22 protein-coding genes are annotated in these 24,696 nt (G+C 57.8%); 20 read left to right on the plus strand and 2 right to left on the minus strand.

Translation table 11 applies throughout. The features are described from left to right. Window positions 1–36 precede the first annotated feature (36 nt). From WC859_04770 to WC859_04865, 20 genes are all read left to right on the plus strand, one after another. A complete protein-coding gene (locus tag WC859_04770; protein MFA5975461.1) occupies window positions 37–1,440 on the plus strand; it encodes a ComEC/Rec2 family competence protein in 1,404 nt (467 codons plus the stop codon). Beyond that, window positions 1,394–2,233, plus strand: coding sequence for an NAD(+)/NADH kinase (locus WC859_04775; protein ID MFA5975462.1), 840 nt, complete (start codon window positions 1,394–1,396; stop codon window positions 2,231–2,233). Before WC859_04770 ends, WC859_04775 begins: the two co-directional genes overlap by 47 nt. Continuing rightward, on the plus strand, window positions 2,218–3,885 hold the full coding sequence (gene recN / locus WC859_04780; GenBank protein MFA5975463.1) for a DNA repair protein RecN: 1,668 nt from the start codon (window positions 2,218–2,220) through the stop codon (window positions 3,883–3,885). The genes WC859_04775 and recN overlap by 16 nt, the downstream gene beginning before the upstream one ends. Then, complete coding sequence (locus WC859_04785) at window positions 3,882–5,561, plus strand: phospholipid carrier-dependent glycosyltransferase (GenBank protein ID MFA5975464.1); 1,680 nt, start codon at window positions 3,882–3,884, stop codon at window positions 5,559–5,561. Before recN ends, WC859_04785 begins: the two co-directional genes overlap by 4 nt. Beyond that, window positions 5,558–6,178 (plus strand): hypothetical protein, encoded by a 621-nt coding sequence (locus tag WC859_04790; GenBank protein MFA5975465.1) that lies wholly within the window; start codon window positions 5,558–5,560, stop codon window positions 6,176–6,178. The genes WC859_04785 and WC859_04790 overlap by 4 nt, the downstream gene beginning before the upstream one ends. A gap of 66 nt (window positions 6,179–6,244) precedes the next feature. Then, window positions 6,245–7,249 (plus strand): glycosyltransferase, encoded by a 1,005-nt coding sequence (locus tag WC859_04795; protein MFA5975466.1) that lies wholly within the window; start codon window positions 6,245–6,247, stop codon window positions 7,247–7,249. Window positions 7,250–7,324: 75 nt separating this feature from the next. Then, the gene (locus WC859_04800; protein MFA5975467.1) at window positions 7,325–8,311 is read left to right on the plus strand and encodes an NAD-dependent epimerase/dehydratase family protein; all 987 of its coding nucleotides are present in this window, start codon (window positions 7,325–7,327) and stop codon (window positions 8,309–8,311) included. Between the two features lie 40 nt (window positions 8,312–8,351). Beyond that, a complete protein-coding gene (locus WC859_04805) occupies window positions 8,352–9,257 on the plus strand; it encodes a polysaccharide deacetylase family protein (protein MFA5975468.1) in 906 nt (301 codons plus the stop codon). Between the two features lie 10 nt (window positions 9,258–9,267). Beyond that, window positions 9,268–9,876, plus strand: coding sequence for an N-acetyltransferase (locus WC859_04810; protein MFA5975469.1), 609 nt, complete (start codon window positions 9,268–9,270; stop codon window positions 9,874–9,876). Further along, complete coding sequence (locus WC859_04815) at window positions 9,869–11,665, plus strand: sensor histidine kinase (protein MFA5975470.1); 1,797 nt, start codon at window positions 9,869–9,871, stop codon at window positions 11,663–11,665. The genes WC859_04810 and WC859_04815 overlap by 8 nt, the downstream gene beginning before the upstream one ends. A 208-nt stretch (window positions 11,666–11,873) precedes the next feature. Beyond that, window positions 11,874–12,620, plus strand: coding sequence for a triose-phosphate isomerase (tpiA, locus tag WC859_04820; GenBank protein MFA5975471.1), 747 nt, complete (start codon window positions 11,874–11,876; stop codon window positions 12,618–12,620). A 3-nt stretch (window positions 12,621–12,623) separates the two neighbouring features. After that, entirely contained in the window at window positions 12,624–13,067 is a 444-nt protein-coding gene (rpiB, locus tag WC859_04825; protein MFA5975472.1) for a ribose 5-phosphate isomerase B, read from the plus strand. A 94-nt stretch (window positions 13,068–13,161) separates the two neighbouring features. Further along, window positions 13,162–13,620, plus strand: a complete 459-nt coding sequence (locus WC859_04830) for a tetratricopeptide repeat protein (GenBank protein ID MFA5975473.1) — start codon at window positions 13,162–13,164, stop codon at window positions 13,618–13,620. After that, window positions 13,617–14,231 (plus strand): hypothetical protein, encoded by a 615-nt coding sequence (locus WC859_04835; protein MFA5975474.1) that lies wholly within the window; start codon window positions 13,617–13,619, stop codon window positions 14,229–14,231. Before WC859_04830 ends, WC859_04835 begins: the two co-directional genes overlap by 4 nt. Then, window positions 14,228–17,263, plus strand: a complete 3,036-nt coding sequence (locus WC859_04840; protein MFA5975475.1) for a GAF domain-containing protein — start codon at window positions 14,228–14,230, stop codon at window positions 17,261–17,263. The genes WC859_04835 and WC859_04840 overlap by 4 nt, the downstream gene beginning before the upstream one ends. Continuing rightward, the gene (locus tag WC859_04845) at window positions 17,260–18,933 is read left to right on the plus strand and encodes a DHH family phosphoesterase (GenBank protein MFA5975476.1); all 1,674 of its coding nucleotides are present in this window, start codon (window positions 17,260–17,262) and stop codon (window positions 18,931–18,933) included. Before WC859_04840 ends, WC859_04845 begins: the two co-directional genes overlap by 4 nt. A gap of 64 nt (window positions 18,934–18,997) precedes the next feature. Beyond that, window positions 18,998–19,894 (plus strand): S-methyl-5'-thioadenosine phosphorylase, encoded by an 897-nt coding sequence (gene mtnP / locus WC859_04850; protein ID MFA5975477.1) that lies wholly within the window; start codon window positions 18,998–19,000, stop codon window positions 19,892–19,894. Between the two features lie 126 nt (window positions 19,895–20,020). Beyond that, window positions 20,021–20,707, plus strand: a complete 687-nt coding sequence (locus tag WC859_04855) for an HAD-IA family hydrolase (GenBank protein MFA5975478.1) — start codon at window positions 20,021–20,023, stop codon at window positions 20,705–20,707. A gap of 67 nt (window positions 20,708–20,774) precedes the next feature. Then, window positions 20,775–21,089, plus strand: coding sequence for a DUF6516 family protein (locus tag WC859_04860; GenBank protein MFA5975479.1), 315 nt, complete (start codon window positions 20,775–20,777; stop codon window positions 21,087–21,089). Further along, on the plus strand, window positions 21,079–21,456 hold the full coding sequence (locus tag WC859_04865) for a hypothetical protein (GenBank protein ID MFA5975480.1): 378 nt from the start codon (window positions 21,079–21,081) through the stop codon (window positions 21,454–21,456). The genes WC859_04860 and WC859_04865 overlap by 11 nt, the downstream gene beginning before the upstream one ends. Here the strand turns inward: WC859_04865 and WC859_04870 are convergent. Next, window positions 21,453–23,141, minus strand: a complete 1,689-nt coding sequence (locus WC859_04870; protein ID MFA5975481.1) for a hypothetical protein — start codon at window positions 23,139–23,141, stop codon at window positions 21,453–21,455. The two genes, WC859_04865 and WC859_04870, sit on opposite strands and share 4 nt — an antisense overlap. A gap of 361 nt (window positions 23,142–23,502) precedes the next feature. Then, entirely contained in the window at window positions 23,503–24,672 is a 1,170-nt protein-coding gene (locus WC859_04875; protein MFA5975482.1) for a DUF819 family protein, read from the minus strand. Between the last annotated feature and the right edge of the window lie 24 nt (window positions 24,673–24,696).

Consider the following 24,696-nt stretch of genomic DNA (forward strand, 5'->3'; position numbering starts at 1 on the left):
CGCGAATATAACATCTTCTATGCCCTCTAAGAAGGTGTGCTCGCGCTTATTCGACGATATGCCTTGATCGCCAGCCTGGCGGTTTATGTGGCCATTCTGATCAGTCTCCACTGGGCCGGTTGTTTTCCGGCGCCCGGGGCGCAGGATGTATCCCGCCTGATCGGCGTGCCGAGCGTGGAACTCGAAGGACGCATCATCGATTTCCCCACCATCCGCTGGAATCAGACTCGATTTCTTTTTGAGGGGAAAGCCTTCCCGGGGAATCGTTACCACGGGCGGGTGGCCGTGACGTTGTCCTTCCCGCGGCCGGATCTGGGGCCCGGCGACCGCCTCCGTTTGCGCGGATGGCTGTCAACGCCGCGCCCGGCTTCCCGGTGGCATCCGTTTGATGCGCAGCGGTATTGGGCGGGATTCAATACGTTTGCTCTCCTGAAAGTTTGGTCGGAAGAACAGTGTCGGCGGACAAAACCGGTTCCTTCGTTGGATTTGTCTTCGTTGGCCTGGCGGTTTCAGAAACGCTTCCGGTCTTACTGGGAGCAGCGGCTCCCTCCAGAGGAAGCCGGCGTGCTCCTGGGCCTGACCATTGGCGGACGGGGTTGCTTGTCCGCGGAATTGAAAGACGCCTGCATCCGTGCCGGTGTTTACCACATCATGGTGGTCTCCGGGCAGAATGTCGCTGTCATCATTTTGTTCGCGCTTGCGGGGCTGCGTCTGTTGAATGTCCCCGCCCGGAGCCATGTGTGGATTTGTCTCGTTCCGCTTGTGTTTTACGCCCGCGTGACCGGCGCAGGCCCGCCGGTGCTCCGGGCGGTCGTTACAGCGCTGGCCGGCTTGACGGTTCTGGCTCTTCATCGCGATGTGCCGCGTTTCTATCCCTTTGGCATCGCCGCGGGCTGGATTTTAATCACGGATCCGGCGGCTCTTTTCGGCGCCAGTTTTCAACTGTCCTTCGGGGCCACCGCTTGTTTATTGGCGGTGATCCCGTATTTTAAAAGGATGGCGGGCGTGCGCCCGGCCCTCCTTCGATGGGTTCTGGAAGCCGGGGTAATGTCCTTATCCGTAACGATCGGGATCTGGCCGGTGTTTGTTTATTACTTCCATCGCTTTTCCTTAATGGGTCTTGCGGCCAATGGGGTGATCTTCCCGCTTTCGGAGGTATTGATGGTGCTGGGCCTGGGAATCGGGATCATCGGAATCGGGGTGCCGGCGATTATTCCGCAGGGTCTTGAACGCCTCATTTTTATGTTAACGCATTGGATGATGGAAGGCATCCTCTGGTTGTCGCGCCCGAGCTGGGCGGTGGTGGCGGCGGAGCCCCTGCGTCCCTGGGTATTCGGGATGTATTACAGTTTGTTATTTGGTATCCTTTTGGCATTCCATAGACGGAAAAAGCATGCACAAAAAAACATCCCCGTATCAACGCGTCGCGCTCGTCTATAACCCGGACAAGGAACGGGCGCGGACCGAATCCGCCCGGATCAAGCGCTGGCTCCGGCAGCACCACGTCCAGGTCAAAAGCGGGCCCCGTGTAACCGCGGGGATGAAGAACGTTGACGTCATGGTGGCGCTTGGCGGCGACGGGACGGTCTTGCGCGTGGCGCGCACGGTGGCGGCGTGGGGGATTCCTGTTCTGGGAGTCAATGTCGGTCATCTTGGATTTCTGGCGGCCACCGATGTGGGCGGGGTGTACCGGACCCTCTTGCGCCTCCTGGACGGCAAGGGCCGGATTGAGAACCGGACGCTGCTTTCCGTGAGCGGTGTTTCACGGGGGAAAAAGTTCGGTCCTTATCTGGCGCTGAACGATGCGGTCATCCGCTCCGGTTCCACAGGCCGGCTGTTGCGGCTGCAGGCGTTTCTGCGGGACCGTTTGCTGGCCACCTATGCCGGGGACGGCCTGATTGTCTCGACGCCGACCGGTTCCACCGCTTACAACCTGGCGGCGTCCGGGCCGATTCTCTATCCGGATCTGGATGTTCTTCTCGTCTCCCCGATCTGCCCGCATACCCTGGCGCAACGGCCGCTGGTCTTGCCGACCTTTGAAATTATTTCGGTACGGGTCGATCGTCCGAACCCGATCGCTCTTCTGTCGATGGACGGGCAGGTCAGCCAGACGTTGTGGCCCGGCGATCGCATTGAAATCCGGCGGGCGGTTGAACGGGTTCAACTCTTGATGGATCCGGACCGGAGCTTTTACCAGGTTCTTCAAAGCAAATTGAAATGGGGCGGTGCTTGATCAACGAAATCGGCATCCGGAATTTTGTCCTCATCGAAAATCTCCGCCTCCCGTTTGATGCCGGCCTCAATGTGCTGACCGGCGAAACCGGCGCCGGCAAATCCATTTTGCTCGATGCCATCGGCCTCTTGACCGGGGACCGCTTCCGCTCCGAAACCGTCCGCCAGGGGGCCGGGCGCAGTGAGATCGACGGTGTTTTTGCCTCGCCCGCGCACCGGGCGTTTGGCCGCTGGTGGGACGCGCATGGTTTTGAAAAAACCGGCGAGATCGTGATCCGGCGGGAAGGTTATCCCGATGGACGCTCCCGGGCCTTCCTGAATGACCGTCCCGTCACGCTGAATACCCTCCAGGAGTTGGGATCCTTTCTGGTCGATGTGCATGGTCAGAATGAGCATCAGCATATTCTCCAGCCGGCGGTTCAGATGGATCTTCTGGACCGGTTCGCCGGGCTGGAGCCGGCCGCAGGGGAGATCGAACCCTTCTATCAGACCTGGAAACAACTGACCGAGGAGTTAAACACCGGGCAGCTCTCCGAACAGGAACGCCTCCAGACGTTGGATCTTTACCGCTTTCAGTTGAATGAAATCGACCAGGCCAAGCTGACGATCGGAGAAGACGACGAACTGGCGCAGCGTCTGCCTGAACTCAAGAATGCCGAAAAACTTCGTGGACTGGCTCAATCCGCCTACGGTGCTCTTTATGAACAGGAAGGATCATCGCTGGAGCGGCTGGGGCAGGCGCAGCGGGCTTTTGAGAACTTGAAAGCATTGGCCCCGTCCGTGCAGCCCCTCTCGAAGGAGCTGATCGAAGTCCAATCCCGGCTCGAAGAGATCGCCCACCAATTGAAAATGCTGGCCGAACGCTGGGAAGCGGATCCGGAAGCCGTTGAACAAATTTTGACACGACAGGATCAGATCGCCCGGCTTCAGAAGAAATACGGCGGGTCCGTGGCGATGATCCTGCAGCAGGCCGAAACCCTTCGCCGGGAAGTGGATCGTCTGGATAACAGCGATGCCACTCGCCAGGATCTGGAGAAGCGGGTCGAGCAGGCCCGCCAGGCATTGGAGCGGGTGTGCCAAAGGGTGTCTTTGAAACGCCGGAAAGCCGCCGGGGCGCTTGGAAATGCCGTTCAAAAACAATTGGCCGACCTGGGATTGAAGCAGGCTGTTTTTCGGTGTGTTGTCGAAACGATCCCGGTTTCCTTAACCGGAGTGGATCGCGTGACGTTTGAATGGGCGCCCAACCCCGGCGAGGGGATTCAACCGCTGAAGGCGATCGCTTCCGGGGGAGAAATGTCCCGGGTGATGCTGGCGCTGAAAACCACGCTGGCCGAAGCCGATGCCATCCCGACGCTTATTTTCGATGAGGTGGATGCCGGTGTCGGCGGGGTCACCGCTCAGGCGGTGGGGAAAAAACTGCGCGCCTTAAGCCGTCATCATCAGATTTTGTGCGTCAGCCACCTGCCGCAGATCGCTTCCTGTGCCCAGGCCCATTTCCAGATTACCAAGCGCGTGAGCCAGGGCCGTACGCACGCGGAGGTCGTGCGCCTGGAGTCCGCCGAACGGCTGCAGGAATTGGCGCGCCTGCTGGGCAGCCAGGTCACGCCGATCAGTGTTCAGCATGCCGAAGAGATGCTGGTCAAGAATCAATGACCCGTCTGTTCAAGCGTCTTTCCGCCCTCCTTCTTCTTGCCTCTGCCAGCCTTTTTTATTTACCGCTGACCGCCCGCGTCTTGTGGGATTCGGATGAAGGCCGCTATGCGGAGATCGCGCGCGAGATGCTGGAACTCAAGGATTGGATCACGCCCCACCTCAATTATGGGGTGTACTTTGAGAAACCACCTCTGCTGTATTGGTTGACCGCCCTTTCCCTGTCCCTCTTTGGCATGAATGCATTTGCGGCGCGTTTCTGGTGCGCCACGTTTGGCGTTTTGACCGTCGGGCTGACCTACTTGATCGGGAAACATTGGAAGAGCGAGCGCTGCGGTCTTCTGGCCGGGAGCATCGTCGCCACCAGCCTCTTTTTCTTTGTCCTGACGCAATTTCTCGTCCTGGATATGGCGCTGACCTTCTGGATGACCTTGTCTCTTTATGCGGCGTCCCGGTTCATCCCGGAGCGATCCCCTAACGTGCGGCGCCGGTTTGCCATCCTGTTCGCGGTGGCCGCCGCCGGGGGCCTGCTCACCAAAGGCCCTATCGCGGTGGTTCTGCCGGGGGTCATCGTGATGCTCACGGTTTTCTATACCCGGCTGGGTTCCCAGATCAAGCGAACGCCATGGAAAGAGTCGATCGTGGTTTTTGTGCTGTTGAGCGCCCCCTGGTTTCTGGCGGTCAGTCTCCGGCATCCGTATTTTGCGTCCTTCTTTTTCATCCATGAACACATCGCCCGGTATCTGACCACGGTTCATCATCGCACCGCACCGGTTTATTTCTTCATCCCCATCCTCCTGGCCGGGTTTCTCCCTTGGAGCGTTTTCCTGCCGGCGGTTTTTCGTTATTGGCTGGCCCGGCGCGGGGCCGCGCTGAAACGGGATGCGGTGGGGGCCCTGCTTCTGATCTGGGTTGTTTTTATTTTTCTCTTCTTTTCGCTGTCACAGTCCAAACTGCCTCCGTACATTTTGCCGCTTTTCCCGGCGTTGGCGCTTTTGACCGCTGCTATTTTTGATGAGGCTTTCTCCGAGGAGCGCCTGCCCGGCTGGATGAGGGGCGGGATCATCGCGCTCATCGCTCTTTTTGTCACCGCGCTCTGGATCATCAAATGGCCCCATTGGGTTCCGGCGCTGAACGAATTACCGGCCAGCCTGGCGATCGCCCAGAGCGGATGGGTCGGGCTCCTGCTGGGACTCGGAGTTTTGGTTTTCGTCGGAATCGGAGGCATGCGCAGGACGGTGCCGGGGTTCGGAGGGATTCTTTTGGTCCATGTTCTTTTGTGGAGCAGCGTGGCCTCTTTGGCCAGTTCCCTGGACGCGTATTACTCGACGCAGCGGCTGGGAGCGTATCTGCGGGAACAGGCCCAACCCCAGGACCGGATCGTCGGGTACGGGGTTTCCTATGACAATCGCCTCCAGACCCTGGCGTTTTATGCTCGCCGGCGGATCGTTGTTTTTGGTGATGCCGGGGAGCTGTCGCTGGGGTTATCCCATGATCCGGAAGCGTCCCAGTGGCTTGTCTCAGAGACGGCGGCCGACGATGCGTTTCGTCAAATGGCCAAAGGGACCTGGGTCGTGACGGACGAGGAGCATTGGAACCATCTCGTGTCGCTGGGGCTGTCCCCCGCATTTGAAAGAGTGATGGACCAGGGCCGGTTACGCTTGCTGCATCATTTATGAAGCGATCCGGGTTCTGGAGGGTGATCGTTTTTTCGTTGCTGATTCATCCGGCGCGGGCTGAAATGGTTTTTATTTCGACCCAACCCCTCACGTTCGATACGTTGTTTTCCTCTCCAACGGAGCAGGCCTTAACGTTAGTCGATCCGGAGCTCACGCAATCCGTGGCGCCTCCTCCTCCCGAATCTCTTCCAGAGCCGCCGCCGCAGTTTCGGCTGCCGGACGTGATTGCGGATTCCCGCCAGTGGCGTGGTTTGCGATGCGGTGTGACCCTGCCGCGCTATGCCATTTTCCGTCATGGAGACAAGTGGAACACTTTCTGGGAAAAGGGGATGACTCCTTATGTGCCGCACCGCTTACACAATGTCCCCGAGGTTGATTTCACCAAAGAGATGGTGATCGGCGTTTTCCTGGGGGAGAGGCGTGATCCTCATTATGCCGTTGAGATCCGGTCCATTACTCCGCAAACCCGTCCGCAAGGCCCTGTCCTTGTTATTCGGTATCGTAAAATCCGCTTAATGGAGGGTGTTTTCAGCCCCGCGTTCCCGGTCCAGCCCTTTCACCTGCGTAAACTCCCGCGTTTTGACGGCGAGGTGATCTTCGAACCGGTCAAACGGTAAACCGTTGGTCCGGTTTTTGTGTTCGTCGGGGCAAAGCGGTATAATTGACTCACATTTTCGTCAACTATGAGCCTATCCAAAACAACTTCCCCAACGCCGGCCGCATCCTCGCTCTCCCAAACCGATGGGGGGCCTTATCTGTCGATCGTCATCCCCGTATTCAATGAACAGGAAAATCTGAGGGCGCTTCATCAGACGCTGATGCCGGTGCTGGACGGGTTTCAGAAACCCTGCGAGATTATCTATGTTGATGACGGAAGCGTCGATGAATCCCTCCTGCTGCTGCGCGAGTTCCAGGCGCAGGATCCGCGGGTTGTCGTGATTGAGTTCAGCCGGAATTTCGGCCAGCACGCGGCGGTGTTCGCCGGATTTGATCAGGCGCGCGGGCAGATTATTGTAACGCTGGATGCCGACCTGCAGAACCCGCCGGAGGCCATCCCGTCTCTGGTGCACACGATCGAGGCGGGCTATGACGTGGTTGGCGGCTGGCGGGAAGACCGTCAGGATCCCCTGTTTCGCCGGCTGGCGTCCAAGGTGGTGAATCGCATCGTTTCCTGGAGTACCGGAATCCGGCTTCGGGATTACGGCTGCATGCTGCGCGCCTACCGGCGCGAGGTTGTGGAGCAGATTCGCAAGTGTTCGGAAATCTCGAGTTTCATCCCGGCGCTGGCCAATACATTCGCCCGGTCCATCGCCGAGATCGAAGTGCCTCACCGCGACCGCGCGAAAGGCCGCACGAAGTATTCGATGAGGCGCCTAATCCGGTTGAATTTCGATTTAATGACGGGGTTTTCGCTTTTGCCGATCCAGGCGATCAGCACGTTCGGCCTGGTGGTGGCGGTTCTGGGCGGGGCGCTCAGCGTTTTTCTCTTTATTCGACGGTTGATCATCGGGCCGGAAGCCGAGGGGCTTTTCACCTTGTTCGCGATTCTTTTCGCGTTCATCGGTGTCCAGATCCTGGCGTTGGGCATTATCGGCGAATATGTCGGACGGGTCTATAACGAGGTCCGCAAGCGGCCCCGGTTCGTGATCAAGACTATCTATAACACCGATCGTCATCCCCCGCGGTAGTTGGCGGGGGATCCATACGAATGGATAGATTCCCTGCCAGTGGCCGCAGGGAATGACGGTTAAAGAGGAGACAGCATGCGCGTTCTAATTACAGGCGGAGCCGGATTCCTGGGATCTCATTTGGCCGAGGGGTTTTTGAAGCGAGGGGATGAGGTCTTTGTCCTCGATATGGCGCCCTCGCTCAAGGTGGAGCATCTTTTGTCGAGTCCCAACTTTCACTATGTGCGGGATTCTGTTTTCAATGAGGGGATGCTTGAAAACCTGATCGTCCGTTCAGACCTGGTGTATCACCTGGCGGCCGTGGTCGGCGTCGAGCATTACGTGGGCGATCCGTACCAGGTTCTCAACGTCAACATCAACGGCACGCAGAACGTACTGAAGCTGGCCCACCGCTACAATAAGAAAGTCGTGATGGCGTCCACGTCAGAAGTCTACGGGCGCAATACCAAAGTCCCCTTCAAGGAAGACGACGACCGCGTGCTCGGTTCCACGCGCATCGACCGGTGGTGCTACTCCACGTCCAAAGCCGCGGCGGAGCATTTCTGTTTTGCCTATCGCAAACTGGGGCTGCCGGTGGTCATCGTGCGTTACTTCAATATCTATGGTCCGCGTCTCGACAAGATCGACGTGGGCCGCGTCCTGACGATCTTTATGGGGCAGCTGCTCCGCCACGAGCCGCTCACCGTTATCGGGGACGGCAAGCAGACCCGCTGCTTTACCTATGTGGAGGATGCCATTCGCGCGACCATGGCGGCGGGGCTGGTGCCGGAAGCGGTGGGGGATATTTTCAATATCGGGACGGACCGCGAAACCCCGATTCTTGAACTGGCGCAGACCATGATTAAAATTACCGGGGCGCGCTCGACCATTAAGCTGGTGCCGCAGGAAACCATTTATGGTTCGAGCTATGAGGACATCCCGCGACGCGTGCCGGACAACACCAAAATGAAAACCATCTTGAAAGTAAAGACAGAGGTTTCACTTGAAGACGGCCTGCGCCGGACGATCGAGTGGTTCCAGAAAGCGCATTTCGAAGCGTCGCAAGTCGCCGGCAGCAAGTAATAAGTAGCAAGTTCCAAGTTACTTTTAACTTGGCACTTTTATGCAACTCGCGCTCAAGATTGACGTCGACACCTACCGGGGCATCGCCGAGGGGGCGAGCCGGTTGGCGGCTTACCTGCACGCGGAACATATTCCCGCCAGTCTTTTCGTAACGATGGGGCCTGACACGTCCGGCCGGGCGGCCTGGCGCGTTTTTCGCCACCCGGGTTTCTTCAAGAAAATGCGGCGGACCAGCGCCATCGCCGTGTACGGCTGGCGCACCGTGCTCTCGGGCACGCTCTGGCCCGCGCGTCCCATGGCGATTTCTTTCGTCGACCAGTTGCGGCAGTGGCGGGCGTGGGGGTTTGAAGTCAGCCCGCACGGTTATGATCATATCCGGTGGCATGATCAGGCGGCGGCGTGGGACGAACCCCGGGCCCGGCAGGAGCTGGAAAAAATCTCGGAGACCTATCAGCACGTCTTTGGCGATCCGCCTCAAAGCTTTGCGGCTCCGGGCTGGCAAGCCGGTGCCGGAACGTGGCAGGCAATGGAGCGCCTGGGGCTTCTGTATCACAGCGACAGCCGGGGAGATTGCCCGTATTTTGTTCAGGCAGCCGGCCGGGCCCTTCAGACCCTTGAAATTCCAACCACGCTGCCCACGTGGGACGAGATGCTGGCCTGGGACGGCGTCACCTCCGAGCATCTGGTTGACCGAACCTGGGGACTCCTTCGCCCGGATCAGCTCAATGTCTGGACAATCCACGCCGAATTTGAAGGGACGGTTTACTTTGAGCATTTCCGCCGCGTGGTGGAGCGCACGAAACAGGAGAAGGTCGAATGGGTTTTTCTCCCGCAGGTGGCTCAGCGATTAACCACTCCGCCAGGCCAGGCGCCGGTTTGCGATTTTGCGCAAGACACGCGCCCGGGCCGTGCCGGGACCGTCACGTGCCAGCGTTTGAACGGATAGGTTTTAAACCATGAAATCGATTCAGATTCGAAAAGCGCGCATGCCGGATGTCCGGGCGATGCATCAATTGCTGAGCCGCTTTGCCGATCAGCGGGAGGTGCTGCCGCGCTCGATTTCTGAAATCTATGAAAACCTTCAGCAGTTTTTTGTCGCCGAAGACCAGGACCGGGTGATCGGGACCTGCGCGCTTTATGTCACGTGGGATAACCTGGCGGAAATCAAGGCGCTGGGGGTCGAAGAAAAGCACCAGGGTCAGGGAATCGGGACTCGCCTCCTGGAGGCCTGTCTGGAGACCGCGCGCGGGCTGCGCATCCGCCGCCTGTTCACCTTGACGATCCGGAGCGGTTTTTTTGAACATTTTGGTTTCCGTCATGTGGACAAAGAGAGTCTCCCGCACAAGGTCTGGACGGAATGCGTGCGCTGCATTTATTTCCCGGACCGTTGCGTCGAGTACGCCATGGTCAAAGATCTGCCGGGGCAGGGCCCCGTGCCGCCCCCGATTGTTTTTCGTGAAAAAACGGCGCCCTCCAGAGACCTGCCGCCCGGAACCTTGGTCCCCTCGGAACCCATGGTGCCCGGTGCGAGCATCCCCCGCGCGAAAGAGGAAACTCATGAGTAATTCACTCCGGTTTCGTTTGTTGCTGTTCTCGGCCACCGCGGTCATGCTGCCGGCGCTGGTGATTTCCATTGTTCAGCGCCGCATCAGCTCGGAATCCCTGAAAAACAGCATCGAGCAGGAACAACGACAGTTGACGCGCCGGATCGCCAACGGCGTGGATGAGGAAATCCGGCACACCCAGAAGCTGGTCGCGATGACCGCTCACAGCTCCTTCTTTTCAGCGGGGTCGCGGATCGATCAGTATGAGACGTTTCACAATTTAATGGATCAGTATCCGGGGTTTCAGGAATTGATGCTTGTGAGCGGCGTCGGCGACGAAATAATGAAGGTCAGCCGAACCGTCTCCCGCCCGCGCCTGATGCATCGCACGGAAGACATTCGTCAGTCTTTCATCGGGGACCCGTTCTTCTCGGCCAACCGCTCGCCGACCATTCTCATCGGGGAGCCGCTCCGGTCTTTTTCGAATCCAACCCGGCAGGGAGCGGTGCTGGCCAAAATCAGTTTTACGTCCTTGGGGACGCTCATGCGCCAGGCCCAGATCGGGCCGCGGGGGGAAGCCTTTATCGTTCATGAAAAGGGAATGCTCCTGGCGCATCCGGACGAGCAGCAGGTTTTTGCCCACCGCAACCGCGCGGGCCTGCCGGTGGTGAAAGAGTGGATGGCCCATCCGCTTGAGCCGACGGGACTCTGTGAGTACACCAAAGCAGGCGGCGTTCCCATGATCGCGATGGCGTATCCCATCCCGCTGCTGAAAAGTGCCGTGATCGTGCAGCAGCCTCGCGCGGACGTTTATGCGCCGCTGATCCGCATGCGCAATCAATTTATTCTCTGGACGCTGCTGTTTGTCACGCTTTTTATGTCGCTGGCCATCGGCGTGGCCTGGCGGATCCTGGAGCCGCTGCGCCGGCTCCGGGCCGCCGCGGAACAGGTCGGGCGGGGGAAACGCGATGTGCAGTTGAACATTCATACCCATGACGAACTGGAAGAGGTGGGCCGGGCTTTTGAAAACATGACCCGTTCCCTGGCGGAGCTGGAGCAGATGCGCCAGGACCTGATCAATATGGTTGTGCACGATCTCAAAATGCCGCTGGCCACGATCCTGCCTTCGTTGGATTGTCTTATAACCAACGAGGTCGGGCCTCTTTCAACGGATCAGACCCATTTCCTTCAGATCGCGCATCGCTCGGCGCATGAGATGCTGCTGCTGATTCAGAACCTGCTGGATGTGGCCAAAATGGAAGAGGGGAAGTTGACTCTCTATAAGGATGTTTTTGCTCCCGGGGTTTGGGCGCAGGGGGTTCTGTCGAATTTTCAGCCGCTGGCGCTCTCCAACCGGAAGCACCTGGGCCTGGTGATCGCCAGGGAATTGTCTCCCGTGGAAGGCGATCCCACCCTGTTGGGCCGCGTCCTTGGCAATCTGGTTTCCAATGCGCTCCGGCATACGGTGCCGGAGACCGGGGAAGTGGTTGTGACGCTCTACCGGGATGGGTCCTCCCTGGGGGTCCAAGTGCGGGACAACGGCGAAGGCATTCCGCTCGAAGACCAGCAGCGCATTTTTGAGAAATTCGTCCAGGCGGGGAAACATACCTCGGTGCGAACCGGCACCGGCCTGGGTCTTACCTTCTGCAAAATGGTGGTCGAGGCCCACGGCGGCCGCATCACCGTCTCCAGCGTCCCGAAACAAGGAACGTGTTTTACCTTCCATTTGCCGTTCTTTGAGAACGTCCAACCTCTCCCTGAAACAAAGGCAGCGGCTCCCATCACCCAGTCTCAGCCCACAACGGTTTAAAACGCGCTTAAATTGCGGGTTGATCGACGGATTGTGTAAACTGTGCCTGATAGAACTTCAATTGTTTATCCCCTCTAGGACCCGCGGCGGATGAGTTTATCGCCGCAGGTCCCGTACCGATCCCAATAACACAATAGTCGGTACGTCCCGACTATTTAGGTTATCGGGTTACGGGACGTCGAAAAGGAAAGAGCGAACGGGAGAGAGCATGCGTAAACCTTTGATCGCCGGTAATTTCAAGATGTATAAAACAATTTCAGAGACGCACATCTACGCGAAAGGACTTCGGGCAGCCCTGGCTTCTGTCGCGGATCGAGAGGTGGCGGTTTGCCCGCCTTTTACGGCGCTGGCCGCGGTGGCTGAGGAGTTGCGCGGCAGTCCCATCGCTTGGGGTTCTCAGAACGTTCACTGGGAAAAGCAGGGTGCTTTTACAGGCGAGATTTCAGCGGAGATGCTCAAAGAGCTTGGCTGCCGCTTTGCGATTGCCGGCCATTCCGAACGGCGCCAGTATTTCGGGGAAACCGATCAAACGGTCAACAAACGAATGCATGCCGTCCTCGTGGCCGGGATCACCCCGATTGTTTGCATCGGCGAAACCCTGCAGGAGCGCGAGGCCAATACCACTTTTTCTGTCGTGGAGCGGCAGATGAAAAACGGCCTTCAAGGATTGGTCTCGAACGCCACCATTGTGATCGCCTATGAACCGGTCTGGGCGATCGGCACGGGAAAAACCGCGACGCCGGCCCAGGCCCAGGAGGTGCATGCCTTTATCCGCTCTCAACTGGCGAAGACATTCGGGGATACCTTTGCCAAATTGACGCGGGTCCTTTATGGCGGCTCCGTGAAGCCGGACAACATGTCCGCCTTGATGAGCCAGCCGGATATCGATGGAGGGCTGGTGGGAGGGGCGTGTCTGGATGTGGAGTCGTTCTCGAAGATTGTGCGGTATCAGTAAGCCATGAAATTAGCGATCGGATCGGATCATGCCGGATTCCAGATCAAATCCGGCCTGGTGCGCTGGCTGCGTTCCGCGGCCGGCGGCCGGCATTCCGTGAACGATCTGGGATGCCCGGGGGCAGAGTCCTGCGATTACCCGGATTATGCGGCGCTCGTGTCCCGGGCTGTTGCCTCGGGGCGCGCGTCACGCGGTATTCTGATTTGCGGCACCGGGATCGGCATGGGCATGGCCGCCAACAAGGTCAAAGGCATTCGCGCGGCGGTGACCTGGAATCCTGAAGTGGCTGCTCTGGCCGTTGAACATAATAAGGCCAATATTCTTTGCCTTCCGGCCCGCTTTATTAACGGTCCGCTGGCCCGCCGCATGGTCCGGGTCTTTTTGAAAACGCATTTCGCCGGTGGGCGGCATGCCCGCCGCGTGCGAAAAATCGGGATGATGGATTAATGGGAATTGTAGGGGCGGACGGCTGTCCACCCGGACATTGCGATCCAACGAAATGGCGGACGCACACCGCATACGACCGCGGTGCCTGCGCGCTATGAGAAATTGCGGAAGCGCGGGCATCGGTGCGCCCCTACGATTCTTCATGGTCTTTTTCCTGGCAGGAACCGTATGGGCGGTTGAGCCGCTCGTCCTGGCGCAGCAGCATTTTCAGTCCGGGCTGGCCTATGAGCGGCTGGGGCGTTTGGCGGAAGCCTATACGGAACTGCAGCTGGCGGTGAATCTGGATCCGGAGAACGCCCAGGTCTCCCTGGCGGTTGGGCTGGTTGCCAGCCGGCTCGGAAACATGGAAAAAGCCCAGTATTTTTTAGAGCGTTCCATTTCGATCGATGCCGGTTCCTGCGCGTCGTATTACCAGCTGGCGTTGCTGTATGAAAAAAAAGATCTGGCTGATCGAGCCAATGAAAGCTGGCAGCGTTTTTACGGTTTAACCCAGGATACCGCGCTGAAAGCCGTCGCGCAGAAACACATCCAAAATCTTGAAGGACGGCCATGAGGCATCCGGCCACCAGGCTGTTTTTCTGTTTTCTGTTGTTCTCCGGTTGTGCGGCCCATCACCGGGTTCAGCTCACCGCCAAACCCCTGGTCATCCGCCGGATCGCCGTGGCCCCTTTCAGGGGAACCGGAGGAGCTGCCGCAACGGATGAATTCATCCGCCAATTTCTTCGGACGGGCGTCAAAGTGATGAAACAGAACAAAGACGCGGATGCCATTCTGTCGGGGGGTGTGACGGAATACCGGCCGGACAATAAATTAACGGTTTTTCTGAGCAGCAGCTCCCGGGTCAACGCCTCCGGGCAAACCGTCGCGGTCTCCAATCCGATCGTTTCACTCAGCGGAAACCCGGTGATGGTGGAAGGGACCTCTTTTTCACAACCCGGAATCCAGATGATCGCGGTCAACGCCTCCGTCGGGGTTTCGGCCAGGATCACGAATGCGGTGACCGGGGCGGAGCTCTGGTCGGGGGATTATACGTATGAGGGGATTGATCCCTCCGCGGCGCTGTCGGCCGTCGTCCGTTTGCTGGTTCAATCCATGGGGCGCGTGCTTTCCCCGGCAGACCGCGCGGCCCCCGCCCGATCCTCCACGCACGGATCGTCACGATGATGGAAAAAACAGAAACCGTTCCATCTGCCCCACGAGGTGAACCCCCTCTTCTTTTTTCGCTCGGCACAAAACTGGCTTTATTAACCACGGCGCTTCTGGCCGTCAGCTTTGCCTGTTGCGCCGGACTGACCTTGATGCTGGCTCGCCAGAGCATCCGCAACGATCTCCAGGCCAAAATGTCCCAGACCAGTCATTATCTGGCGGTCGCCAGCCAGGAATTTGTGGCACGCGGGGGGGAGGCGGATCAGCAGCAACTGGCCCGCCTGAGCCAGCAGTTTCTGGAAGAACCCGCCCTCTTATCCGTGAAAATTCTGTCTTTCAACCGGCAGGTTCTGGCGCATGCCAGTAAAGGCGGTCTCCGTCCGACGGATTTCTTTAAGTTCCAGATTCCCATCCGGCAAGGCTCCCGCATCGTCGGATGGGTTCGCGCCTGGTATTCCCCGACGCAGGCCCTGCAAGAATGGACCACCGATACCCGCTATCTTCTGGGACTGATTTTCTGCGGGACCCTGATCGTTTTTGCCATTCTTCTTTTTGCTCTGAATGAGGTTCTCCTGAACCGCCCCTTCCGGCGTTTAATGCGGGCGGTTGACGAGGCGGTGTCGCGAGGGCATCTCGTTCCCATGGAAAAGGTGCGACGGGGAGAGTGGGGAATTCTCGGGCAGCGACTGAACCAGCTGTTGTCCCCCGTTTTGCAAACCCGCGAGTGGGTGGATCTGATGTATCAAACGTCGCGGTTGTTGGGCGTGCCTCCGGCGCTGGACGGAGCGCTGGAATCGCTCTTTTCCGGACTGTTGTACCGGTATGGATTGTCGGCCTGCATTCTTTTAACGGAGAAGGCTCCCGGGGTGTTGAAAGCGGAATATGCCGCGGGGTTGTCCCGCGAATTTGCGCAGCGGCTGGAAGTGCGTTCCGGGGAAGGCGTGGCGGGTATCTCACTCGCCTCCGCCGGCTTGCGACGGGTTGAGGCGATCACGGCGGAGGAAAGCGATCCTTTTTTGCATGCGGTCTGGGAAAGGCTGCAGATCCGCTCAGCCTTGTTTGTCCCGCTCAAGGTCGATGGACGGGTGACCGGGTTGGCCGCCTATTTGTCTTCTTCGCCCGGTGGATTTCAGGAGCCGGGCCTGAAATCCCTCATGGATCTCTCCGATCATTTAGCGCTGGTGCTTCATAACAACCGGCGCGTCTCAGAAATCGACAGCACCAATCGGCGCCTCGAGTCCGAAGTCGCCACCACGCTTCGGGAACTGACCCAGACCCACGCCCGGCTGGGGCATAAAACCAGGGAATTGAAAACGGTTTACGATCTGGCGCTGGCCACCGCGGCGTCCACGAATGTGGAAGACATTATCCGGGTCATGATCAGCGGGATCAAAGAGTTGGTCGAGGTGAGCGGCGGGGCCTTTTTCCATTTCGACCGGGAATCCGGTTTTCTGGAGCCATTCGTCCCAGCCTTCGACGCGCCCGCCTCGGGCGTACCGGCGCTTCGCTGCAAAATCGGCGAGAGTCATTTTCTGCAGCGGGTTCTCCAGGAGCGGCAATCGCAAATTTTAAATTTCGTGGATACAGCCGAGCAGCTTCCACCCTCCTGGAAAGCGGTTTCCATTCGATCCATCCTGGCCATCCCGCTTCAACAAGAGGGGGTCGTCACCGGCATTTTCTGCGCGATTAATAAATTGAACGGTCTTTTTGGCGAAGACGACGTGCGGCTTTTGACCCTTCTGACCAGCCGCGTGGATGAAGTGCTTCGCCGGCTGGCGCTCGACCAGCAACTGCGCCAGCGCGTGAATGATTTGAGCGTGCTCCAGGAAATTACTTCTCAATTGCCGAGCCCCCCGGTGTTGATCGATACCGTCGGGGTCATCGGGCGGATCACGCGTCAGGCCCTCGAAAACAGCCAGCTCTGTCTCTTTTTTGTCCATCAGTCGGCCAGCGAAACCCTGACCATGGTGGGAGGCGAATGGGACCCGCTGTTATCCTTTGATTCCAGGGCTTTGACGATTGGAACATCGGAAAATGTGCCGCTCGCCAATGTCTTCCGCGAAAACCGTCCCGCGCATTATCAACGGGGTGTTTCCACGGAAAGCTGGCGCAATGATCTGCTGATTCAAGCCTTCGACCTGAATGAGCTCTTGTACTTGCCGTTGAGTGTTGAACAGGGGCGCATCGGTGTTCTGGCGATTGGATCGACCGGGGACCGGTCCCTCAGCATGGACCAACGGCGGGTGGCCTGGTGGATTGCCAAGCAAGTGGCGGTGATCATTGAGCGGTCGCGGCTTTACGAGCGGTTGCGCTCGGCCAACGAAAAACTCGAGCAGATCAATACGCTGAAGAATGAGTTCATCAGCATGGTCAGTCACGAGCTGCGCACACCGCTGACCACCATCAAGGGGTTTGTCTCGATTGTTTTGAACGAAGAAACCGGACCGCTGAATGATCAGCAGCGCCACTTTCTGGGAACGTCTGATCGGGCCATTGACCGTCTCACCCTGCTCGTCTCGGATTTGCTGGATATTTCGCGGATTGAAGCCGGGCAGATTAAGATGCAGGTCCGGCCCATTTCGTTGAAGGATGTGATCCAGCGCGCCGCGACCAGTTTTGCCCCGCAGATTAAAGCCCATGGGCTGACGTTGACCCTGCAATTTTCCGAGCATGTGCCGATGATTCTGGCGGACCCTGATCGCCTGAGCCAGGTGTTCGATAATTTGTTTTCGAACGCGCTCAAGTTCACGACCAAAGGGGGAATCACCGTCACGGCAACGGATAAAGGGGATTTCGCCATGGTGTCGGTCCGGGATACCGGCACGGGGATCCCCAAAGAAGAGTCTGAGCGTATTTTTGAGAAGTTCTACCAGGTGAAGGTGGGGAATGCCTGGCCGTCCAAGGGCACGGGGCTGGGACTCGCGATCGTTCGTTCCATCATTGAAAGCCATCGAGGAAAAATCTGGGTGGAGTCGGGAGTCGGGGAGGGGGCCGACTTCCGCTTTATCCTGCCGCGGGCCCGTACCGACGAGAAAGGGGGCGTCGCGTGAGTGTGCCGGTCCTCCAGGAAAATCTCCTGCCGCCTTCTCTTCGGGAGGTTTTACGCCGGAGAGGGTTTGAAACCCCTGAGCGACTCTCAGCGCTGCTGGCTCCCGCCCTGAGCCAACTCCAAATGCCCGAGCGATTTCCGCAGATGGTTCAAGCGGTGGATCGCCTGCGCGGGGCGCTGAAACAAGAGCAACCCATTGCGATTTACGCGGACCGGGATGTCGATGGCCTGACGGGCCTGGCCATTCTGGCGCGCACGCTGCGAACGCTGGGCGGGAGCGTTCATTGGGGCAGTCCTTTGAAAGGGCGCGGCCTGGCGCATGACGTTTTGCAGGATCTGGCGGCTCAGGGATCCAAAATCCTGATCCTGGTGGATTGCGGCTCAGGGGAAGAGGCGGAACTGGCCTGGCTGGCCGCTCAAGGGATCGATGTGATCATCGCCGACCACCATCGCCTGCCTGAGAACCGTCCGGAGGTTTTCGCCTGGATCCATCCCGGAGTGATGGAAGGCGAATCAGAAGAAGAACCGTCCGGGTGCGTGATGGCTTTCAAACTGGCACAAGCGCTCTGGCTTTCCTTTTTAGGATCGAATGATCCCGGCCGGATGGATTATTTTCTTTTTGACCACCTGGACTTGCTCAGCCTGGGGATTCTGGCCGATCGCATGCCGCTGACCGGGGAGAACCGCATTTTCGTCTGGCACGGATTGCGGCGATTGGCTCAGACCCGGAAGGTGGGGCTGGCCGCTCTGTTGCGGTTCTTCCGGCTGACCCCGCGGTCCGGGCCGATCACGGTTCGCGAAGCCACCTGGCAGTTGATCCCCTTAATGAACGCGGCAGGCCGCCTGGGGCAGCCTCAGTGGGCGACGCAGCTCCTGATGACGGAAGACGCGTTGACCGCGAGGGATTGTATCGATCATTTAATCGAACTCAACACGCGCCGGCGGGACGAGCAGCAAAAAAGCACGGATCATTTTGAGAAAACGGTCCTGGAGCAATGCGCGGTTGAAACCGATCCTGTCCTGGTGGTGATGGCGGAGGACTTGGAGCCCTCCGTCACCGGGCTGGCGGCTCAATCGCTGGTGCAGACGTATGGCCGTCCGGCTTTTCTATTCGTGGCGCAAGGAGAAGAAGTGGTTGGTTCCGCTCGCGGGACGCCGGAGATCGATCTCTATGCCTGGGTGGAAGCCCAGAAAGAGTTGCTGCTAAAATTCGGGGGTCATCACGGAGCGGTGGGAATGACCCTCCGGCGAAGCGATTACGCGCTTTTTCGTGAACGGTTGTTGGTCATGGCGCAGCAGGGAAGTTGTCGTGAAGGCGAGATTGCGCCGGAAGCGGAAGCCCGGGTCACGCTCCGGGAGATCAACGATACCTGGTGGGAGCAGCTCAAGAGGCTGGAGCCCTTTGGTCCCGGATTCCCGTCGCCGGTTTTTGAGATTTCAGGTGTTCAGGAGATTACCGCGCTGACCAAGCCGCGCACCGTCAAATTGGTGGATGTGAAAGTGGCCGGTCCCGGCGCCGCGCTTCTGGCGGAGTTTGAAAAACTGGATGTTCAAACCAGGGTTTTGCAGGGAGAGGGACCGTGGCGCGTGATCGGATATCCGAAAGACACTCGCAAAAGCGAATCGAACATGAAATGGATGATTCAGGAGGTTGAGGCGGATCATGGTTAAAAAACAAACTAAAAAGATGTCATCCCCCGCGGGTTCTGGCGGGGGATCCAAGCATCCCGGCATGATGGATTCCCGGCCAAAGACCGCCGGGAATGACGGTTGGGGAAAGGTATCGATCGGGGTCATCGGGGGCAGCGGTGTCTACGCGATCGAAGAGCTGCGAAATGTGCGCGAGGTGCGCATCAAGACGCCGTTTGGCGATCCCTCTGATGCCTTGATCCTCGGACAGCTCGAAGGAGTCGACGTCGCCTTTCTGCCGCGTCATGCGCGCGGCCACCGGATCAACCCGAGCGAAGTGAATCACCGGGCCAATATTTTCGCACTCAAGAGCATCGGTGTGGAGCAGATTATTTCTGTGGCGGCCTGCGGCAGTTTGCGGGAGGAGCTTCGCCCACGGGACATGGTTTTTCCCGATCAGCTTTTTGACCGGACCAAGAGCCGTCCTTCGACTTTCTTTGAGAAGGGAATTGTGGCCCATGTCGGGATGGCCCATCCCTACTGTGGCGAGCTTTCGAGCCGGCTGTACCAATGCGCCAAATCCCTTGGTTTTAGCGCCCATCGCGGCGGTACCTATGTCTGCATGGAAGGACCGCAGTTTTCCACGAAAGCCGAGTCCAACGTGTACCGGACGCTGGGGTTTTCCGTGATCGGGATGACGGCGATTCCAGAAGCGAAACTCGCGCGCGAAGCGGAGATTTGTTACAGCTCGGTGGCCCTGGTGACGGATTACGATGTGTGGAAGGATGAGCCGGTAACGGTCGAGATGGTTATCGGTAACCTGACGGCCAACACCGCTAATGTAAAGCGCTTGCTCAAAGAAGCGATTACCAAACTGAGTCGTCCGCGCGGCTGCGGGTGTGCCCAGGCGCTGCGATATGCGATCCTGACCGACCGGAAGCTGATCCCGGCGAAGATCAAGAGGGATTTGAGGCCGTTGATTGGGAAATACATTGAATCGTAGGGATGGCGGGCGCACAGCGGTGCGCCCTTACATTCCAGATGGTTCGCAAATACGATTAGCGATTCAAATACAATGGGATCGTAGGGGCGCACCGCTGTGCGCCCGAACATCACATACAGTCCGGCCATGATTAAAGCCATCATCTTCGATTTCGACAACACCCTCATGGACTTCATGAAAATGAAGCGTGCGGCCGTCGAAGCAGCGGTGGATGCCATGATCGACGCCGGGCTCCCCTATGCGAAGACGGAGATGATCGACAAAATCTACAAGGTGTACTGGAAAGAGGGGATCGAAGACCAGTTTATTTTCGACAAAGTTCTCACGGATGAGTTCGGCCGTATTGATTACAAAATTCTCGCTTCTGGGATCATCGGCTACCGCCGGGCCAAGGACGCAGCCCTCACGCTTTATCCTCATGTCCACCTCACGCTCACGGGACTGGCCCGCATGGGTTTGAAAATGGCGGTCGTGTCGGACGCCCCGCGTTTGCCGGTGTGGCTGCGTATCTGCGGTCTGGGGTTGCAGCATTACTTCGACGCGGTCGTGACGTTCGACGATGCCGGAGTCAAGAAGCCGGATGTTCGTCCTTTTCGAATGGCGCTGGAGCGCCTCGGTTTGCAACCGAATGAAGCGCTGATGATCGGAGATTGGGCGGAGCGTGACGTGGTCGGCGCCAAAGCTGCTGGCATGAAAGTCATCTTTGCCCGCTACGGGGACACGACCGGGACCCAGAACTCCGGCGCGGATTACGACATCGACGACATCGCCCGCCTCCTCGACATCGCCCGCCAGGAAAACCGCAACTCTTAAAGAAAATCGAGAATATTTGGGCGCCTTGTCCCTCTAAGATAATGAGAAACCTTGAAAAATTATCGATATGGGGTATAAAGTGCCATATAATAAGGCTGTCCTGCTCTTCAGGGAGAAATTTATTTATCCTGATGGAGCGCTTGTCGAAATGAAAGCCTGGGCGGTTCCAAAGAGTTCCGTCACGCCGGAGGGGTTCAAATATTCCCTCGTCTACATTGATCCGGCAGGAAAACGGATTCTAGGTTACGACAACAGCGAAATGAAGGGTCATCATCGCCATGAAGGCAAAAGGGAAGCCGCCTTCATTTTTATCTCTGTGGATGATGTAGTCCGTCGGTTTCAGCAAGAGGTACTGGCATTGAGGAAACTTTATGAAAGTTAAACGCGTCCTGATCAGCATCAAAAGTACGGAACAGGGTCTCAAGGAGTTCGCTCAAACATTGACCGCACTTCAAAAGGGTCGGATTCCGAAAAAGAGGCGCGGTGTTTATTTCGTCACGCTGGAGGCGATGCGGCGTGTTTTAACGCCAAAGCGGTTGGCATTGCTGCGGGTCATTCGAGAAAGCCATCCCAATTCAATTTATGAATTGGCCGGTCTGGTTAAGCGGGATATAAAAAACATTCAACACGACATTTCCTTGCTGGCCCGTGTCGGATTAGTCAGTTTGAATAAAAAGGCCGCTCCCCGGGAAACCGTTGTTCCCTCTGTCGGTTACGACAACCTCCAACTCCATATCCCTGTTATTTAGTTTGCTGACCGGCCGGTGACGAAGCCGTCCGCCAATACTTCGGGCATTACGCCGCCATAATGGGACGCATCGGCCAGAACATACTCGTCTTTCACGGCATCCGCTGGGGCCCAGAACCAGCCTTGCGGATCCCAGATCTGCGCGAGGGAGTAGTGGTTGACGACTTGCTGAAAGGCCTGGGCGGCCTGGGGGTAGTCTTTTTTGATGTCCAGCACTTTGCCTTTGATAAAGCAGCAGGCAGCCACGTCGTTTAACGCCCAGAATTTGAAGATATTCCGGCGCTCCAGTTCCTTGCCGCTGTAGTCGATCACGCTGCCGAACTCGCGCATCTTGCGCTCCTGCAGTTGGACGGCAAATCCAGACCATTCATCAATCGTGGCCTGCGCCTGGGCCAGAGCCGCATCCAGATCGCCCCGGTTGAGGGCTCTCCAGGCCTGAAGGGTCATGTCTTCAGAAGTTCCGTAGAGAACAGTTGGCCGAGAGGGCCGTTGGGCAAGTTGCTCGTCGGCGGGTATGGGAATTTTTACTGCCACCACGTACGAAAGATCCGTGCCTGCGACTGGGTCGATCCCAAGCCCGGCAAAACAACGCCAAGCGGCCGCGATCAGCGATGAAGCAGGAGTTTGATCGCTGCTCAGCTGTGTCCGCCATCCGTCACGGAAGAATCGCCCGTTTGTAGCATAGGGATAGGCGGCTTGTCCGGGGATACGTGCCAGCGCGGCCTGGTCAAAGGATTCTGTCAGGCGGCGGATCTTGGCGCGCGCTTCGGAGGCCACGTCCCGGCGGCCCTCCCGGGCGGCCCAATCCGCGATCTGTCCCCAGGCCAGAATATACTGCCCGAGCCCTTCGTACCAGATCATCCGGTGCTTGTCTCGGGCCGAACGGCTGACCGATGCGGTTTCCTTGCGGCTTTTGTCCATCATAAACGCGATATCCGCTTCCGCCTGATCCGTCGGATCCACTCCCAGGTGGTCGTCGATGGACACCTCGAATGATTTCTCGGCGGTTTTCATGAATTGGTAAGGGTCTATTCCCCGCGCGGCCAGGCGTTTAGGACCAATCGCCGAGAGAAACCACGTTGCCGTATCCAGGGCTTGTATCCGATCGGGTCCTCCCAGGGTGATGCCTCGGATCAGCTTGTAGGTGTTTCGATTGAGTGCGGAGTTGAACAGCCAGCCCTCCACATGGTCACGCTCCTCGGTCAGCGCGACAAGCTCCTCTTTTTCGAGGCGCGGACAGCGCAGCAGCTCGGTCAGGAAGGCGTAGTAGCTGATGTTATTTTCCGTGGAAAGAACATTCGAGCCGGGAGCTCCGCTACCGGAATCGCCAGAGGACATGGCGACCGCGCCGGCGCGATGCGGCACGCTCGTGCGGATCCAGTAGGCGATATCCAGCGCCAGGCGGGTAGCTTCCTCATCGTGGAGAGCATTCCCATAGCGGGCGGCAAAGAGTCCCACCCAGGCGTTCGGGCCTACGTGGACCGTCTTTTCAATGCCTTCGGTCCCGAAGTGGACGTTAAAGAAATTGGCCAGCCCGTGGCGCCCGATATGCTCCTTCCGTTGAGGCGCCTCGTCCCAGGCGCGCCGGAAGAACTGCAAAATCTGTTTAGCGCGTTCGGTATCCCCCAGGTGTAAAGCCAGAAGGCCTACCGCCCCCTGGTCATAAGTAGAAGCCTGTTGAGCCATCTTCGCGTCAACGGAATCAGGGAAACTGGTAAACAGCCCTGTTTTTGGTTCCCAGTGGGTTTCCAGGATATGTCGGTAAATGTTGCTCAGATGGCCGACTGTAATAAGGGCGTCGCTCCTGCTCTTAGCGTATGCGCGAGTTAATACCACTAAAAATACGAAAGTAGCCAGTAAAATGGTGACGGCATGGGTCAAAGGACTCGTGCGCATATTGATGACTCCTGGATATTAGTAATTGGTGTTCAGGAACTTCATGCGTATACACCGAAAGCAGCGTTGAGTCAATAGAAATGTTAATTCAAGTTAATATTTTTACAACTGTTAAATGACTATGGGAGGGTGTGCGACATCGCACATGTGCCTATTGGTGTGCTAAAAAGCAGCTTTTGGCTATCAAAACGCCTGCATAGGTTCCTATGACATTGCCGGCGATGGCCAGAAGGAGGCCAAGAGGGGCTAGTCGCGGTTGGTAAACGCCAGCAACAATTGGGGTTGAGGCGGTTCCTCCAATGTTGGCCTGGCTGGCGGTGACAAGGAAAAACATAGGGACATGGAAGAAATAACCATAGAGGGCTAAGAGCAGGGCGTGCATGAGAACCAACACATAGGCCATGACGATCAATAGAGGCGCCTGGAAAATGTATTGGAGTCTTGCGTTGGAGCCCATGGCCGCCAGAAGCAGATAAAGACAAAAGTATCCCCATCGCGAAGCGCCATACTTTTCAAGCCGCGTGGCCGGGGTAAAAGACAAAAGAATTCCGATGGCGGTGACCAGCAGAAACGCCCACCCGGAGGCTGATAAGACGGAACTGCGATGAGGAAGGAGTTGGCCAAGTTTCAAGCAACCCGCGCCAACAACGATGCCAAGACCGATAAGCCAAAGGGCATGAAGGGGAGATGAATGGTGTTTTTCAGATGATGAGCCGACAATCGTTTCAATCCGTTTGACGACATCATCCAGGGTGCTTCGATCCGCCTTGACCCATCGGTCCCATGGTTCCTGCCAGGCCGCAAGCGCCACGAGGATTCCCATCCAGGAGTAAGTGATAACGGTATCGACGATAACCATGGGAGCGAAAACCGCTTCTGGTGTCTGGAGCGCTTCTTTGACCGCAAGCATGTTGGCGCTTCCCCCGATCCAGCTGGCGGAAAGAGCCCCTACCCCCTTCCATGTTTCAGGCGGGAGCCAGTGGACAAAAAGGCTGTAGGAAGCTACGGCACCGACAGTGATGCCGCCAGCGCCGACAGCCATGGACGATAAAGCGATCGGTCCCAATTTCAAGATGGCCGGGAGGTTGATATTCAACAGCAGCAAAACCAGACAAGCAGAAAGAACATAAGTTGTTAGAAAATCATAAACCGGAGATTTCGTCGGAAGCAAGCCCGCGGTGGCCAGAAGCATCGGCAGAAAGTAACACCAGAAAGCGCTGGGCAGATAGTGGTAGAGCTTCTTAAAAGCCGGGACACGCTCGAGGAAGAGCACCCCGCTGACGAGCCCCAAAAGCGCAAAGAACAAAATAATTGTCGGCATGATCACTCCAGTGTGGCACATGGG

The sequence above is a fragment of the Elusimicrobiota bacterium genome (assembly GCA_041660185.1).
Classification (GTDB): domain Bacteria; phylum Elusimicrobiota; class Elusimicrobia; order 2-01-FULL-59-12; family 2-01-FULL-59-12; genus JBAZWU01.